The sequence below is a fragment of the Tropicimonas sp. IMCC6043 genome, from assembly GCF_004146235.1.
GTDB lineage: Bacteria > Pseudomonadota > Alphaproteobacteria > Rhodobacterales > Rhodobacteraceae > Tropicimonas.
The window spans coordinates 102892-117978 of sequence record NZ_SELO01000011.1 but is presented as its reverse complement, the minus strand read 5'-3'; the positions used below and the strand labels follow the sequence as shown (position 1 = coordinate 117978).

Here is a 15087-nt window from a genome sequence, read left to right as displayed (position 1 = left end):
CTCGTCCTCGAGCGCCTTCAGCTTCCGGGCATCCGAAACCTCGAGCCCACCGAACTTCGCCTTCCATTTGTAAAACGTCGCCGAGCTGATCCCGTGCTCGCGGCACACATCCGCCGTCGCCACGCCGTTCTCCTGGCTCTTCAGGATCGCGATGATCTGTTCTTCGCTGAACCGTGATCTCTTCATTCCGTTCGTCTCCTCGTTTGGGACGGACTCTACTTCAAACCGGAGGAAGAGACGGGTCTCAGATCAGCGGTCATGGGCTGTCGAGCGAATGGCCGGAGCGCTTGGCTTGCCGTATTTTCCGCACCCGTCTCGCGTGCGCGCGGGATGGGGTGATAGACTGAAAACCGAGGAATCTTTGCTCGAAGCCCTCTTCAGACCTCAGGGCGAGAAGCGGAAAGAGGCCGAAAAGTCAGCCAAGCGGCGGGTGCAGTGCGGAGCAAAGACGCGAAAAGGCACGCCCTGTCGCGCAATGTCGGAACCGGGCAAGCGGCGGTGCAGGTTTCATGGCGGAATGTCCACCGGGGCGAAAACCGTCCGAGTTCTGTCGTCCGACAGTGCGCGTTTGTGGAGGCGTTCATCAAAGCTTATAAAAAGCGAGTTGTAGTCAGCCTCTACTCCGCCGGACGACAACAATCTGCCACCGGGGCGCGAACACCCGAAGGAATCGAGCGCATTCGCATGGCACAGCGGTGGCGCTGGGCGAGCTGGCGAAATGCACGCCTAGACTGACCTAGTCGAAGCCAATGTCTGGGGCATTCCGAGAATGAATGGAGGATTCTATGGGGGACGATGTCGCATTCATTCAGTTTAATCAACTGTAATTAAAAGGAATAATGTGAAATTGTGGCGGAAGAGGTGGGATTCGAACCCACGGAACCTCTCGGTTCGCTGGTTTTCAAGACCAGTGCAATCGACCACTCTGCCACTCTTCCGTCGTCATCCGGCAAGCTCGGAGCATTCCGAGATCCCTGCCGGGTCACTGACCCGGGTCTCCCGAATAGACCCAACGAACCGGATTGGGAAGCCTCTGGTGGGAGGGAGCGACACGGGAAGTCGCCGATGAGTCCCTCGGGACTTTTCCGATGGACGACAAACATGTATAACTGGTTCAATCAGGTCGAACACGAGCAGATCAGCGGCCACCACAGCGTGACGAACACGCGGATAATGAGGCGAAAATGGGCGGATACAGGCGGATTCTCTTCACCAGCGCGTCACTGCTGACCTTTGCGCTGTCCGGATGCATGGACGATACGGCCAGTTCGGGCGATGCCGCCGGCGAGGCGACAGCCTTTTCCGAACGGCCTGCAAGCAGCCGACTCGTCGAACGCGACGTCGAAGCGCCGGAGGTCTTCCAGACGACCGACAAGGGGCTGTGGGACGGACGACCGTCGCTCGGCGGTGTCTGGGTTGCCTATCCCGACGTGACCGACCCGGAGCGAGTCATCATCCGGAACGACAGTAACGGAAAATTCGTTATCGGCGCGCTCTTCAAGCGCGAACGGGAGCATCCCGGCCCGCTGCTTCAGGTCTCGTCCGATGCCGCCGCAGCGCTCGGCATGCTCGCCGGCGCGCCGACCACGCTAAATGTCACGGCGCTGCGCCGCGAGGAACCCGCGCCCGTCGCCGCCCCCGCAGAAGAGCCTGTCGCAGAGACCGCTCCCGCGGCGGCCGCCGCGGTTGCAAGCGCTGGTGACGCCCTTGAGTCCGAGGACGATGTGGCGGTCGGCTCGGTCGAAGGAGCGACGACCGCTGCGATCGAGGCGGAGCCCAAGAAACGCGGATGGAATCCGTTCCGGCGGAAGGCCGCCAAGGCGGAAGAAGCCGTTGCGGCAGATCTGGAACTTGCGGCGGCGAACACCTCCGCCGGGGCCGAAGCGGTGGTCGAGAGCGCCGATGCCGCGATCAAGAGCGCCGAGACCGCGATCGAGACGGCAGCCGACGACGCCGTCGCCCCTGTTGTCGAGGTCATCGAACCCGCCAAGACCAAGCGCAGCTGGAACCCGTTCCGGCGAAAGCCGAAGGAGAGCCTGACGCCGGCCGCGGCCGCCGGAACATCGGCGCTCGCCACGGACGCGATAACCGCGCAGTCGCTCGACGCCGCGCCGCGCGTGGCCGATGCCGCCGCCGCCGCGCCCGAGGCACGGGCGACCAACTCGAAACTCGAAGAGCCCTATGTCCAGATCGGCATCTTCTCGCTCGAGGCCAACGCCAACGACACCGCGACGGCGCTGCGCCAGAACGGCGTCGTGCCGCATGTCTACAAGCAGGAAAGCTCCGGAAAATCCTTCTGGCGCGTCGTGGCTGGCCCCTCGAACAGCAAGGTGGACCGCGCGGCGCTGATCAAGAAAGTGAAGGAAATGGGCTTCACTGACGCCTATCCCGTCCGCGGCTGATCCGTTAGACAGACGGCCATGATGCGTAAGATACCTGCCTTGCTGATTCTGGCCGTCTGCCTCGCCGCGACCGCGGCCCAGGCTGCCTTCGAGACACGCGCTTCCGCCGCCTGGATCCTCGACCAGACGACCGGCACGGTGCTGCTGTCAAAAGATGCCGAGAAACCGCTGCCACCGGCTTCGATGTCGAAGCTGATGACCCTGAACATGCTGTTCGAGGCGTTGCATGACGGGCGCGTGACGCTCGACACGCGGTTCTCCGTCTCGGCCCGGGCCACGAGCATGGGCGGCTCGTCGATGTTCCTGACCGAGAAGGATCGCCCGACTGTTGAGGACCTCATCAAGGGGATCATCGTGCAGTCGGGCAATGACGCCTGCGTCGTGGTCGCCGAGGGCCTCGCGGGAACCGAGGAAGCCTTTGCCAAGCTCATGAACGAGCGCGCCCGCGCCATCGGCCTGCGCAACTCGACCTTCGCGAATTCTTCCGGCTGGCCGGATCCGAACCAGCGTATGTCGATGCAGGATCTCGGGCTTCTGGCATCGCGGCTGATCTCGGTATTCCCCGAGTATTACGGATATTTTGCCATGCCGACCTTCGCCTATGACGGTCGCGTGCCCTCCAACCACAACAACCGAAACCCGCTTCTCTCGCTCGGCATCGGTGCCGACGGGCTCAAGACCGGCCACACCTCCGAAGCGGGCTACGGAATTGTTGGATCGGCGGTGCAGGGCGGCCGGCGGATCGTCTTCGTGATCTCCGGCCTGCCGGATGATACGGCGCGCGCCGAGGAGGCCGAGCGCGTCGTCAACTGGGCATTCCGCCAATTCGTGCAGAAGACCGTTGCCGAGAAGGGCACCCGGATGGCGAGCGTGCCGGTCTGGATGGGATCGCAGCGGCAGGTCGGCATGATCGTGCCGGAGGATCTGGAACTCCTGGTCCCGGCAGTCGTACGCGGCGAGATCGAGGCCGAGATTACCTATGAGACGCCGCTCAGGGCGCCGATCGCCGAAGGTCAACAAATCGGAACGCTTGTCGTCAACCTGCCCGATCTCGAGGCGATGGAAATCCCGCTGACCGCGGAGTCGGCGGTCTCGCGCGGCGGCTTCGTTCCGCGGATGCGCACGGCGGCGCAGGTCCTGATGCAGAAGTTCACGGGATCGGCCACGGGCTTCTGATGCAGAGCAGCACGGGCCTTTTCATCAGTTTTGAAGGCATCGACGGCTCCGGCAAGTCGACCCAGGCCCGGCGGCTTGCGGAAGCGCTGCGAGCCGAGGGCCACGATGTCGACCTGACCCGCGAGCCCGGCGGCTCGGAAGGCGCCGAGCAAATCCGGGCGCTGGTGCTGGAGGGCGACCCCGATCGCTGGTCACCCGAAACCGAGATCCTGCTCTTCACCGCGGCCCGCCGCGACCATGTCGAGAAGCGCATCCGGCCGGCTCTGGAGGCGGGGCGCATCGTTATTTCCGACCGTTTTGCCGACAGCACGCGGATGTACCAGGGGCAAAGCCGCGGCAATCTGCGGGCGCAAGTGGACGGGCTGCACGAGATGATGATCGGCCTCGAGCCGGATCTGACCTTCCTGATCGACATGGAACCGGATCTCGGCCTTGCCCGCGCCAAGGGGCGACAGGGCAGCGAAGAGCGGTTCGAGGATTTCGGCGAGGGCCTGCAGCGGCAGATGCGGACAGGCTTCCTCGAACTCGCCGCCGCCCATCCTGAACGGTTCATCGTGATCGACGGCGCGCGCCCGCCGGATGTCGTCGCCGCCGATGTTCTGGATCGCGCGCGGGAACGGATCGCGTCGGCCGGGCTGCGCGCGCGCGCCGAAACGCCATGAGCGCCGAGGACACGGCCCCGGAACCGGACCGGCACGAGGGCGCGCCGCATCCCCGCGATACTGTCCGACTCTTCGGACAGGAGGCCGCCGAGGCCGCCTTTCTTGACGCGTTCAATTCCGGCCGCCTGCACCATGCCTGGCTTGTCACCGGCCCGAGGGGGGTCGGCAAGGCGACCCTTGCCTGGCGACTGGCTCGCTTCCTGCTCGCCACGCCACCGCAGCAGGATGACGGTCTCTTCGGTGCCCCGGAACAGCCGACCAGCCTCGACATCGACCCCGAGCATCCCGTCGCCCGCCGCATGCGCGCGCTCTCCGAACCGGGGCTCTTCCTGCTGCGACGGCCGTGGGACGACCGGACGAAGCGGCTGAAGAAGGAGATCACCGTCGACGAGGCGCGCAGGCTCAAGGGGTTCTTCGCCATGTCGGCTGCCGATGGCGGGCGTCGCGTGGTGATCGTCGATTCCGCCGACGAGCTTAACCCATCCGCCGCCAATGCCGTTCTTAAACTCCTCGAGGAACCGCCGGCGCGCACGACGCTCATTCTCGTCAGCCATCAGCCTTCGGGCCTGCTGCCAACGATCCGTTCGCGTTGCCGGATCCTGCGCTGTCGCCCGCTCGCTCCGCAGGACCTGCTGACGGCGCTGGCCGCAACCGGAACCGACCTGCCCGAGCAGACCGACGCGCTTGTCGCGCTTGCGGACGGGTCGGTTGGCGAAGCCCTGGCGCTCGCAGGGGGCGAGGGTCTCACCGTCTATTCCGCGCTGATCCGCCTCTTCGCGACCGCCCCGAGGATCGACCGGGCGGCGGCCATCAGCTTTGCCGAGGCCGCTGCGGGCCGTATGGGCGACGGTACCGCCGAACAGGCCGCCCGAATGATCGACCTCTTCCTGACACGGCTCGCCCGCACCGGCGTGCTCGGTCCGGCGACGCCAGAGGCGGTCCCCGGCGAGGCGGCGCTGATGGCCCGGCTCTGCCCGGATCCCGGCAGCGCGCGGCAGTGGGCGGCGCATTCACAGGCGATCGGCGACCGGGTCCGTCACGGGCTCGGGGTGAACCTTGACCCTGCCGCGCTGCTGCTCGATACCGTGCTCAAGATCAACGCGTGCGCCGGAGAGCTCCTGCCCGCGCCAGCCTGAGCCGAGCAGCCCCCGTGACGCAAGATTTCAGCCATCCGCCTATCGTCGACAGCCATTGCCACCTCGACTTTCCTGATTTCGACGGTCAGCATGACGAGATCATCGCGCGGGCGGCAGAGGCCGGCGTGACACGGATGGTGACGATCTGCACGAAGCTGCGCCTCGAGCCGCGGGTCCGCTCCATCGCCGAGGCGCATAGGGGCGTCTTTTACGCCGCCGGCACTCATCCGATGAGTGCCGCGGAGGAACCGCTCGCGACAGTCGAGGAGCTGGTCGCCCTGGCGGATCACCCGAAATTCGTCGGGATCGGCGAAACCGGGCTGGACTATCACTACACCGCCGAGAGCGCAGCGGTGCAGCAGGAGAGCTTGCGGATCCATATCGAGGCGGCGCGCCGCACCGACCTTCCGCTCATCATCCACGCCCGCGATGCCGACGCGGATATGGCGCAGATTCTCTCGCAAGAGCATGCCGCCGGGGCGTATTCCTGCGTGATGCATTGCTTCAGTTCGGGTGCCGCCCTCGCCGAGGCCGCGCTCGGGCTTGGCTTCTACCTCTCGATGTCCGGAATCGCCGCGTTCCCGCGCTCGTCCGATTTGCGCGAGATCTTCGCCGCCGCGCCGGTCGACCGCATCCTGACCGAGACCGACGCCCCCTATCTTGCCCCGCCGCCGCACCGGGGGAAGCGCAACGAACCGGCCTTCACCGCCCACTCCGCCCGCGTCGGCGCCGAGCTTTTCGGCATGGACTACGCCGCCTTCGCCGCCCAGACATCCGCCAATTTCGACCGCCTCTTCACCAAGGCCGCTGCCTACCGGGACGTTGCCTGATGGCCGAACTGCGCTTCACGATCCTCGGCTGCGGCTCCTCGGGCGGGGTGCCGCGCGTGGGTGGCCTCTGGGGCGCCTGCGACCCGACCAATCCGAAGAACAGCCGCCAGCGCTGTTCGTTGCTGATCGAACGGATCGACGGTGAGCGCGCAACCCGCGTCCTGATCGACACCTCTCCCGACCTGCGCAACCAGTTGCTGGCCGCCAGTGTCGGCGAGGTCGACGCGGTGGTCTATACCCACGACCACGCCGATCACACCCATGGCATCGACGACCTGCGGATGATCGTCTTCCTCCGCCGCGCCCGCCTGCCCGTCTGGGCCGAGCCTGTCACGCAGGCCGGCCTGCTTGGCCGTTTCGGCTATGCGTTCGTGCAGCCCGAAGGCTCGGATTATCCGCCGATCCTCGATCTGCACACGATCGACGGCCCCGTCACGATCGAGGGCGCGGCCGGCGCGATCACCCTGACACCGATCGAGGTCCAGCACGGCTCCATCCGCGCGCTCGGATTCCGCATCGCAGACCTGGTCTACATGCCCGACGTGAACGAGATTCCCGAGACCGCCTGGCCGCTGCTCGAGGGGCTCGATTGCTGGATCCTCGACGCACTGCGCTACAAGCCACATCCGAGCCACGCCCATCTCGACCTTGCACTGGACTGGATCGCCCGCGCCCGCCCGCACCGCGCCGTGGTCACCAACATGCATATCGACATGGACTACGACACCGTCGCCGCCGAGACCCCCGCCAACGTTACCCCCGCGCATGACGGGATGATCATCAGCTACCGGGTCTGAACGATGCTTGGCCTGATCTACGTCATTCTGCCGGTCTTCCTCGTCGTGGGGTTCGGCTATCTGGCAGTGCGCCGGCGGCTCTTCCCGGACAGTGCGGTGGACGGGCTGATGCTGTTCTCCCAGGGGTTCGCCATCCCGGCACTGCTCTTCCGGGCAATCTCCGATCTCGATCTCTCGACGCTCACGGCAAATCTGTTCCTGAGTTACTACGGCGGCGCGACTGTCGCATTCCTCTTCGCCATGCTCGGGGCGCGGTTCCTGTTCCGCCGCCCCTGGGAGGACAGCATCGCGATCGGTTTCGGCGGCCTCTTCGCCAACGGTCTGCTGCTTGGCGTGCCGGTCACCCAACAGGCGTTCGGCCCCGAGGCAACGCTGCCGAATTTCGCGATCATCTCGGTCAACTCGCTCTATTGCTATGCGCTCGGCATCACGCTGATGGAGATCGCCAGAGCGAGTTCCACCGGCTCGAGCCTCGCCGACCTGCCCGGCAAGGTGCTGGGGGCGATGTTCCGCAATAACATGATCATCGGCATCGTTCTGGGGCTCGCGGTCAACCTGACCGGCCTGCCGATGCCCGCTCCGCTCACCGAAGCCTTGGACCTGATGGCCCGCGCTGCACTGCCGGCAGCGCTTTTTGGGCTCGGAGGCGTGCTCTACCACTACCGCCCCGAGGGCGATCTGCGCATCATTGCATGGCTACTCATCGCCTCGCTATTCCTGCACCCGGCGACAACCTGGCTGATCGGCACGACGCGGCACATTCCCAACGACGGATTCCGCTCATCGATGGTCATGGCCGCCATGGCGCCGGGTGTGAACGCGTATATCTTCGCCAACATGTATGGCGTCGCCCGCCGCGTCGTTGCCTCCGCGGTGCTGATCGGAACCGTGCTGTCGCTCTTCACCAGCTCGGTCTGGATCCACCTCCTGCCGTGAGCCGCGGCCTTCACCGACAGGCAAGGAGCCCGTCGGCGAGCCCTTCGAGCAGGGACGCGTAGAAATCCGGCCCCGATTCCAGATTCGCGCCAAGAGGGTCGAGCACCGTCGTCCGGATCTCCGCGCCGCCGGCAATGGTCTCGACCAGCGCGGGGTTGAACTGGGGTTCCGCGGCGATGCAGGTCACACCCTCGTTCTGCACCAGATCGCGCAGATGCCCGACCCGGGCCGCACCCGGGCCGCTTGCGTCACCAAGCGAGATCGCGCCGAGGGCGGGCAGGCCGACACTGGTCTCGAAATACTGGAAGGCGTCGTGGAACACCACAAAGCGCAGGCCGACGAGCGGCTCCAGTTGCACCGTCAGCGTGTCTGCAAGCTCTCCAATCCGCGCCCGCGCCGTCACGGCGTTTGCGGCATATAACGTGGCATTCTCCGGATCCGCTTCCATGAGCGCCGCAGCAATGACCCCGATCCAGTTCGCCGCGTTCTCCGGTGCGAGCCAGGCATGCGGATCGACGCCCTCATGCGCGTGGTCATGGTCGTCTTCATCCGCATGGTCATGGAAGTCGCCCTCTTCCGAATCCGCTTCGAAGATTTCGAAAACGGCCTCGTTCCGGAAGGCCAGGCGCAACGTTCCCGGCGTGTCGAGCAGCGCGATCCGCCGGGCCTCTCCGGCGAGCGTATCGAGCGTGTCGCCGAGCCAAGGTGTCAGCTCCTCTCCGACCCAGAAGACGAGATCCGCCTCGGCAAGCGCCCGCGCCTCGGAGGGACGTAGCGCGTAGCCATGCGGCGAGGCGCCCGGCGGCAGCACGAGGTCAGGCACCCCGAGATCCCCCATCACCTGCGCGACAAGCGACTGGACAGGCGCAACATCCACCGCGACCCGCGGCACCTCCGCCCCGGCGGTGCCACAGAAGGCGATTGCTGCGACCAGCGCAGTCGGGCTAGGTGTTTTCATGCCGGCGTCCTTTCCTTTTCAGCTCGGCCGTCATAAATGGTATAGTGTAACATCACAAGCGAAATCGGAGTCACGATGCCGCTCGCTGCCCCATCTGCCGAGACCCTGGGCTTTGCCCGTCACGATCACAACCACTGCGTGTCCGAAGCGCTTGAAGCGGCCGAGGAGCGCTGTGCCGATGCCGGCCTGCGATTCACGCCGGTGCGGCGGCGAGCGCTGGAGATCCTGCTCGAGGAGCACCGCGCGCTCGGCGCCTATGACGTGCTCGAGCGGCTACAGGAGGAAGGGCTCGGCGCGCAGCCGCCCGCGGCCTACCGGGCGCTCGACTTCCTCGTCGCCAACGGATTCGCGCATCGGATCGAACGGCTCAACGCTTTCATCGCCTGCACACAGCCGGGAGAGGACCATGTCCCGGCATTTCTGATCTGCCGGACCTGCGGCAGAGTGGCCGAGACCGTCGCAATGCCGGGCAAGGGCGTGATCGAGGCCGCCGCCGGCGCGACCGGGTTCCGCATTGAGCGGGTGCTTGTCGAGGCGGAAGGGCTCTGCGCCGACTGCGTGACCGAGGCCGGCCGATGACGATGACCGATACGTCCCCCCTGATCGAGGCAACCGGCCTCGTGGTCCGCCGCGGCGGCAATGTCGCGCTTCAGGAGGTGGATTTCACCATCTCCCGCGGCGAGATCGTCACCATCGTGGGGCCGAACGGCTCCGGCAAGTCCACCCTGTTGCGCACCCTGATCGGCGCGATCCGGCCCTCGGCGGGCCATATTCGCCGTGCCCCGGGGCTCCGGATCGGCTACGTGCCGCAGAGCCTGCATATCGAGCCGGGCCTGCCGCTCTCGGTCGCTCGCTTCCTCGCCCTGCCACGACCGCAGCCCGCCGACCGGATCGCCGAGGCGCTGAACCGCGCCGGCCTGCCGGATCTGCATGACCGCCGGATGACGGAGCTCTCCGGCGGCCAGTTCCAGCGCGTGTTGCTGGCCCGCGCCCTGCTCGAGCGGCCCGATATTCTGATGCTCGACGAGCCGACACAGGGGCTCGACCAGCGCGGCTCGGCCGATTTCTACCGCCAGATCGAGGAGGTCCGGAGCGAACTTGGCTGCGCTGTCGTGATGGTCAGCCACGAGCTGCATGTGGTGATGAGCGCTTCCGACCGGGTGATCTGCCTCAATGGCCATGTCTGCTGCTCGGGCGCGCCGGACGTGGTGGCCACGGCGCCGGAATACCGGGCGCTCTTCGGCACCGGCACCAAGGGCGCGCTGGCGCTCTATCGCCATACCCACGACCACGCGCATGATCACGACCACCCGCAACCCGACCACCACCACGAGGATCACGCGATCTGATGCTGGACGATTTCATGATCCGCGCCGCGCTGGCCGGGATCGGCACGGCGCTCGCGGCCGCCCCGCTGGGCTGTTTCGTCGTCTGGCGCCGGATGGCCTATTTCGGCGACGCGACGGCGCATGCCGCGATCCTCGGCGTGGCGCTGGCGCTGGCGCTCGAGATGCCGATCTTCGGTGGTGTCCTCGTCGCGGCACTGGCCATGGGGCTCACCGTCTCGGCGCTATCGGGCCATGGTTTCGCCACCGATACGCTGCTCGGCGTGCTCGCCCATTCCGCGCTCGCCTTCGGCCTCGTCGCGGTCTCCTTCCTGAGCGGCGTGCGGGTCGACCTGATGGGCTACCTCTTCGGTGACATCCTCGCCGTCTCGGTGGCCGATCTCGCGGTGATCTGGGGCGGCGCGGCGGCGATCCTCATCCTGATCTCGCGCCGCTGGTCCGCGCTTCTGACCTCCACCGTCAGCCCGGACCTCGCCATCGCCAGCGGCATCGACCCGAGGCGCGCGCAATATGTCCTGACGCTGGCACTGGCACTCACCATCGCCATCGCCATCAAGGTCGTGGGGGCGCTCCTGATCTCCGCGCTCCTGGTGATCCCGGCCGCCACCGCCCGCTCGCTCGCCCGCAGCCCCGAGAGCATGGCGATGCTGGCAGCCGGCCTCGGCAGCCTCACCACGCTCGGCGGCCTCGCCCTCTCCTACCAGCTCGACACGCCAACCGGCCCGTCGATCGTCTGCGTCGCGGCGGTGCTGTTCGTGCTGTCACTGACGGCGGCGGCCGCGCGGCGCTAACGCGGCAACGAGCCGGCGGGCGATCAGACCCCCGGTAGTGCGGTCGGCGGTCTCGACGCCGACACCGTTGATGTGGAAGGACAGGAAGGGCATGGCGTGCTCCTTTGTCGGGAAAACGAGCCTACGCCTCTTCGGGAACGGATCGAAATTTTCCCCTGCAATTCGGAGCGCGCCGCTGGGCACAGAGTCGCCAGTGTCCAGCTGTTGCGCGACGCAACAGGGGGCACGCGGCAGCTGGGGAAGTGGATCACTCCGGACGCCGCTCAAGGGCGAGCGGAGCGCAGAGGGACGCGCCCGACCCTGGGTGGGCGCTTTGGAATGGCTGTGGGGAGCAGTTTATCCCTAAAGCCCCGGACTCGGGATGTGCAGTGTGGGACATCGCCAATGCGCCCTCCCGGGGGGAGCGTCGGGCGCGGCCCGGGCTGGTTGCCCGGACGAATCCGTACTAATTTTCGGTGATTCCAAAATTGAAACTTGAATCGGATGTAAAATTTAATCTTCGACGATCATAGTTAGGCCGCCAGCCATAGTCGACAATGTTCCGGAAACGCTCCAGTCGCGTGTTGTAAATAGCGTAGTCGAGTCAACGATCACAATCGTTAATCCTGCAACCTGCTTCGAGGAAAGGTTGTCGCGCTTTTCGCCAAGCTGCTTGAGGATCGCTTTGGTAAGATCGGTTACGCCTGTATCCGTCACCAAGTCCCGGAAATTGGATGCCTGCTCTCGGAGCGCCTCTATGGCCTGGCGCTTTCTCGCCATCAATTCGAGCAAGTACTCTTGAACGTCTTCTGAAATTTTGAAGTGTGAAAGTACCCGCCGCTCCATACGAAGGAAATGCTCAAAAGGCATGGGCGCTGCAGCCCTAATCAAAGTGGAAAGATCGCCCGAGTGCATTCCTAATCTTGTAATGAACTGATGCCATTGGTTCGATGAGACGGCTCGCGAATATCCCCTCCTTCGTCGTTCGGATAAATATAGCTCTCGCAGCTGTTCCTCTCCAATTTTAATACGGCCAGCAAGGCCGTCGACAAAGCTCAATGCCGTGAAGAATGATCGGTCAGTGGATATTTCGCCGATCAGGGCGTTCAACTCTTTCACTTCTGCATTGGAAAGAACGATGTTGTCCGGTGGAACATTTTGATTAAGCCGAGTGAGCCTCTCATTGAGTAGATTTGAAAGCAATTTAATAAGTCGCTCGCGTTGGCGGTCAGCAACTGGTCTTGGATTGTAGATTGGAAGTCTCACCAACTCTACCTCGTAAACTTCTTATACTTCACCCGCTTCGGCTCCACGCTTTCCGGCCCAAGACGCCGCACCTTATCTTCCTCATAGGCTTCGAAATTCCCCTCGAACCATTCCACATGCGCCTCGCCCTCGAAGGCCAGGATATGGGTGCAGAGGCGGTCGAGGAAGAAGCGGTCGTGGGAGATGATGACGGCGCAGCCGGCGAAATCTTCCAGCGCGTCTTCCAGCGCCCGGAGGGTCTCGACGTCGAGGTCGTTGGTGGGCTCATCGAGCAGCAGGACGTTGCCGCCCTCCTTGAGGAGCTTGGCCATGTGGACGCGGTTGCGTTCACCGCCCGAGAGGAGGCCCACCTTCTTCTGCTGGTCGCCGCCCTTGAAGTTGAAGGCGCCGCAATAGGCGCGGGAGTTGATCTGGGCGTCGCCGAGCTCGATCACCTCGCCGCCGCCGGAGATCTCTTCCCAGACCGTCTTGCCGGCATCGAGCGAGTCGCGGGACTGGTCGACATAGGCGAGCTGAACCGTGTCGCCGAGCGTGATGGAACCGGAATCGGGCTCTTCCTGCCCGGTCAGCATGCGGAAGAGCGTGGATTTGCCGGCACCGTTGGGCCCGATCACGCCCACGATGCCGCCCGGGGGCAGCGAGAAGGAGAGGTTCTCGATGAGCTGCTTGTCGCCGTAGTGTTTCGAGAGGCCCTCGACCTCGATGACCTTGCCGCCGAGGCGCGGACCGTGCGGGATGATGATCTGGGCGCGGCCGACCTTCTCGCGTTCGCTCTGGTTGGCCATTTCCTCGTAAGCCGCGATCCGGTGCTTGGACTTGGCCTGGCGCGCCTTGGCGCCCTGCCGGATCCAGGCGAGTTCGCGCTCCAGCGTCTTCTGCTTGGCCTTGTCCTCGCGCGCCTCCTGTTCGAGGCGCTTCGCTTTCTGTTCGAGCCAGGCGGAATAGTTGCCCTCGTAGGGGATCCCGCGGCCGCGGTCGAGTTCCAGAATCCAGCCGGTGATCTCGTCGAGGAAGTAGCGGTCGTGGGTGACGATCAGGATCGTTCCCTTGTAGTCGATAAGGTGCTGCTGGAGCCAGGCGACGGTTTCGGCGTCGAGGTGGTTGGTCGGCTCGTCGAGCAACAGCATGTCGGGCGCGTCGAGCAGGAGCTGGCAGAGCGCGACGCGGCGACGCTCGCCGCCGGAGAGGTTGGCGGGCATGGCGTCGTCGGGCGGGCAGCGGAGCGCTTCCATGGACACGTCGACCTGGGAGTCGAGATCCCAGAGGTTCTGGCTGTCGATCACGTCCTGAAGCTGCGCCATCTCCTCGGCCGTCTCGTCCGAGTAGTTCATCGCAAGCTCGTTGTAGCGGTCGAGGATGTCCTTCTTGGCCTGCACGCCCTTCATGACGTTCTCGCGGACGGTGAGAGTCTCGTCGAGCTGCGGCTCCTGGGAGAGATACCCGACGCGGGCCCCCTCGGCGGCCCAGGCCTCGCCCGTGAAATCCTTGTCGAGACCGGCCATGATCTTCATCAGCGTCGACTTGCCGGCGCCGTTGACGCCCACGACGCCGATCTTCACCCCGGGCAGGAAGCTCAAACGGATGTTTTCGAAGCATTTCTTGCCACCGGGATAGGTCTTGGAGACGCCATCCATGTGGTAGACATACTGGTAGGAGGCCATGTTCAATCTCCGCGACGAATCTCTGGGTCCGGCCTGATCTAGCGGGTGCCGCGCGGCAGTTCAATCGCGTCGGTCAGGCCGGACCGGCGTCAGAGATACTGCCAGAGCGCCGGAGTGAAAGCGTATCCGTTGTCGGCGGTGTCGATATAGCCTATTCCGGGGAAGGGCATGTGCATCCCGGCCACCATCTGGCCGGACTCCGCGACTGCGGCCAGCGTCTCAGTGCGGGTGGCGACGGACTGCTCCGGATCGGTGTCGAAGATCGTCGTCACATCCGGCTTGACCAGTTGAACGGGCGGAACGACGACCATGTCGCCCCAGACCAGCAGGCTGTCATCGCCTGATTCAAGCACGTAGCCGGTATGGCCGACGGTGTGGCCCGGCAGCGGGCGGGCGGTGATGCCGGGTGCGGCCTCGGCCTCGCCGGAGATTTGGCTCACGCGGTCCCCATAGGCGGCGATCACGCCCTTGGCGAGATCGAAGGCACCGCGGAATGCTTCGGGCGCCTGGGCCTGGATCTCGTCGGACGTCCAGAAGGCAACGTCGGCCTCAGTCACGACCATCTCGGCGTTGGGAAAAGTGGGCGCGCCATCGGTCAGGGCACCGCCGATGTGATCGCCGTGCATGTGGGTGATCAGCAGCTTGGTGACGGAGGCCGGATCCTTGCCGAGCGCGTTCAGCACACCGACCACCCCGCCGAGCGTCGGGCCGAAGACACCATCGGCGCCGGCGTCGATCAGCCAGGTCTCGCCGCCGGTCTCGACCAGGTAGGCGTTGACCGAGCCGTGAAGGTCCGCCGGGTCCTGGTGCGCGCGCTCGACCAGGCTTTTCACGCCGTCTGCGTCGACGCCACTCATCAACGCCGGATCGAGCGGCAGGAAGCCGTCCGACAGCGCGGTAACGAGCATGTCGCCCACCTTGAACCGCTGCGCCGCGGTCACCTGGACGCCTCCGTCGGCCGCGATAACCCTGAGCGGGATGAACGCGCCCCCTGCGGCTGTGAGGAGCGTCGCCGGAACAGCGATCAGGAACTGTCGTCTTTTCATCATGTCCTCCCTGAAGATATCCGCCTCGTGCAATGGGCGGCTGGATGGAGGATAGCCCGAGATTGACACCTGCCGTTAACGGAATCACAAGTCGGCGGATG

Annotated in this window: 16 protein-coding genes, 1 tRNA gene and 1 pseudogene; 12 read left to right on the top strand and 6 right to left on the bottom strand. The window is 65.3% G+C overall.

Going from position 1 to position 15087, the window contains the following annotated elements; genetic code table 11:
* Positions 1-186 (bottom strand): transposase (locus EU800_RS12635; RefSeq protein WP_129632801.1); only part of this gene is annotated, 186 nt, incomplete at its 3' end.
* Between EU800_RS12635 and EU800_RS29030 the strand changes: the two genes are divergently transcribed.
* Positions 152-610: an HGGxSTG domain-containing protein gene (locus tag EU800_RS29030; protein WP_371685627.1), complete on the top strand. Its 459-nt coding sequence runs from the start codon at positions 152-154 to the stop codon at positions 608-610. The genes EU800_RS12635 and EU800_RS29030 overlap by 35 nt on opposite strands.
* A 240-nt stretch (positions 611-850) precedes the next feature.
* On the opposite strand, the gene EU800_RS12625 is transcribed toward EU800_RS29030, so the two are convergent.
* A tRNA-Ser gene (locus tag EU800_RS12625) sits at positions 851-938 on the bottom strand.
* 312 nt (positions 939-1250) lie between these two features.
* On the opposite strand from EU800_RS12625, the pseudogene EU800_RS27525 reads away from it, so the two are divergent.
* The 8 genes and pseudogenes from EU800_RS27525 to EU800_RS12590 form a co-directional block, all read left to right on the top strand.
* Positions 1251-1623, top strand: a pseudogene (locus EU800_RS27525) (SPOR domain-containing protein); the annotation flags it as partial.
* Positions 1624-1724: 101 nt separating this feature from the next.
* Complete coding sequence (locus EU800_RS27520) at positions 1725-2402, top strand: SPOR domain-containing protein (RefSeq protein ID WP_242500554.1); 678 nt, start codon at positions 1725-1727, stop codon at positions 2400-2402.
* A 21-nt stretch (positions 2403-2423) separates the two neighbouring features.
* Positions 2424-3578: a D-alanyl-D-alanine carboxypeptidase family protein gene (locus tag EU800_RS12615; protein WP_242500553.1), complete on the top strand. Its 1155-nt coding sequence runs from the start codon at positions 2424-2426 to the stop codon at positions 3576-3578.
* Complete coding sequence (gene tmk, locus EU800_RS12610; protein ID WP_129632789.1) at positions 3578-4240, top strand: dTMP kinase; 663 nt, start codon at positions 3578-3580, stop codon at positions 4238-4240. The genes EU800_RS12615 and tmk overlap by 1 nt, the downstream gene beginning before the upstream one ends.
* Entirely contained in the window at positions 4237-5376 is a 1140-nt protein-coding gene (locus EU800_RS12605; RefSeq protein ID WP_129632786.1) for a DNA polymerase III subunit delta', read from the top strand. The genes tmk and EU800_RS12605 overlap by 4 nt, the downstream gene beginning before the upstream one ends.
* Before the next feature lie 14 nt (positions 5377-5390).
* A complete protein-coding gene (locus tag EU800_RS12600) occupies positions 5391-6206 on the top strand; it encodes a TatD family hydrolase (protein ID WP_207209901.1) in 816 nt (271 codons plus the stop codon).
* A complete protein-coding gene (locus tag EU800_RS12595; RefSeq protein WP_129632783.1) occupies positions 6206-7003 on the top strand; it encodes an MBL fold metallo-hydrolase in 798 nt (265 codons plus the stop codon). The genes EU800_RS12600 and EU800_RS12595 overlap by 1 nt, the downstream gene beginning before the upstream one ends.
* A 3-nt stretch (positions 7004-7006) precedes the next feature.
* Positions 7007-7939 carry an AEC family transporter gene (locus EU800_RS12590; protein WP_129632780.1) on the top strand — a complete coding sequence of 311 codons (933 nt, stop codon included), beginning with the start codon at positions 7007-7009 and terminating at the stop codon, positions 7937-7939.
* Between the two features lie 10 nt (positions 7940-7949).
* On the opposite strand, the gene EU800_RS12585 is transcribed toward EU800_RS12590, so the two are convergent.
* Complete coding sequence (locus EU800_RS12585; protein ID WP_129632777.1) at positions 7950-8897, bottom strand: zinc ABC transporter substrate-binding protein; 948 nt, start codon at positions 8895-8897, stop codon at positions 7950-7952.
* A gap of 75 nt (positions 8898-8972) precedes the next feature.
* Here EU800_RS12585 and EU800_RS12580 point away from each other — a divergent pair, with 75 nt between their 5' ends.
* The 3 genes from EU800_RS12580 to EU800_RS12570 are packed head-to-tail and all read left to right on the top strand — an operon-like array spanning position 8973 to position 11034.
* Positions 8973-9476 (top strand): Fur family transcriptional regulator, encoded by a 504-nt coding sequence (locus EU800_RS12580; protein WP_129632774.1) that lies wholly within the window; start codon positions 8973-8975, stop codon positions 9474-9476.
* The gene (locus EU800_RS12575; RefSeq protein ID WP_242500552.1) at positions 9473-10246 is read left to right on the top strand and encodes a metal ABC transporter ATP-binding protein; all 774 of its coding nucleotides are present in this window, start codon (positions 9473-9475) and stop codon (positions 10244-10246) included. The genes EU800_RS12580 and EU800_RS12575 overlap by 4 nt, the downstream gene beginning before the upstream one ends.
* A complete protein-coding gene (locus EU800_RS12570; protein WP_129632772.1) occupies positions 10246-11034 on the top strand; it encodes a metal ABC transporter permease in 789 nt (262 codons plus the stop codon). Before EU800_RS12575 ends, EU800_RS12570 begins: the two co-directional genes overlap by 1 nt.
* A gap of 492 nt (positions 11035-11526) precedes the next feature.
* Here the strand turns inward: EU800_RS12570 and EU800_RS12565 are convergent, their stop codons facing one another.
* The 3 genes from EU800_RS12565 to EU800_RS12555 all read right to left on the bottom strand — a co-directional run bounded on the left by EU800_RS12565 (position 11527) and on the right by EU800_RS12555 (position 14986).
* Positions 11527-12279 carry a hypothetical protein gene (locus EU800_RS12565; RefSeq protein ID WP_129632770.1) on the bottom strand — a complete coding sequence of 251 codons (753 nt, stop codon included), beginning with the start codon at positions 12277-12279 and terminating at the stop codon, positions 11527-11529.
* Positions 12280-12284: 5 nt separating this feature from the next.
* A complete protein-coding gene (ettA, locus tag EU800_RS12560; RefSeq protein ID WP_129632767.1) occupies positions 12285-13940 on the bottom strand; it encodes an energy-dependent translational throttle protein EttA in 1656 nt (551 codons plus the stop codon).
* 89 nt (positions 13941-14029) lie between these two features.
* The gene (locus EU800_RS12555; protein WP_165354652.1) at positions 14030-14986 is read right to left on the bottom strand and encodes an MBL fold metallo-hydrolase; all 957 of its coding nucleotides are present in this window, start codon (positions 14984-14986) and stop codon (positions 14030-14032) included.
* Between the last annotated feature and the right edge of the window lie 101 nt (positions 14987-15087).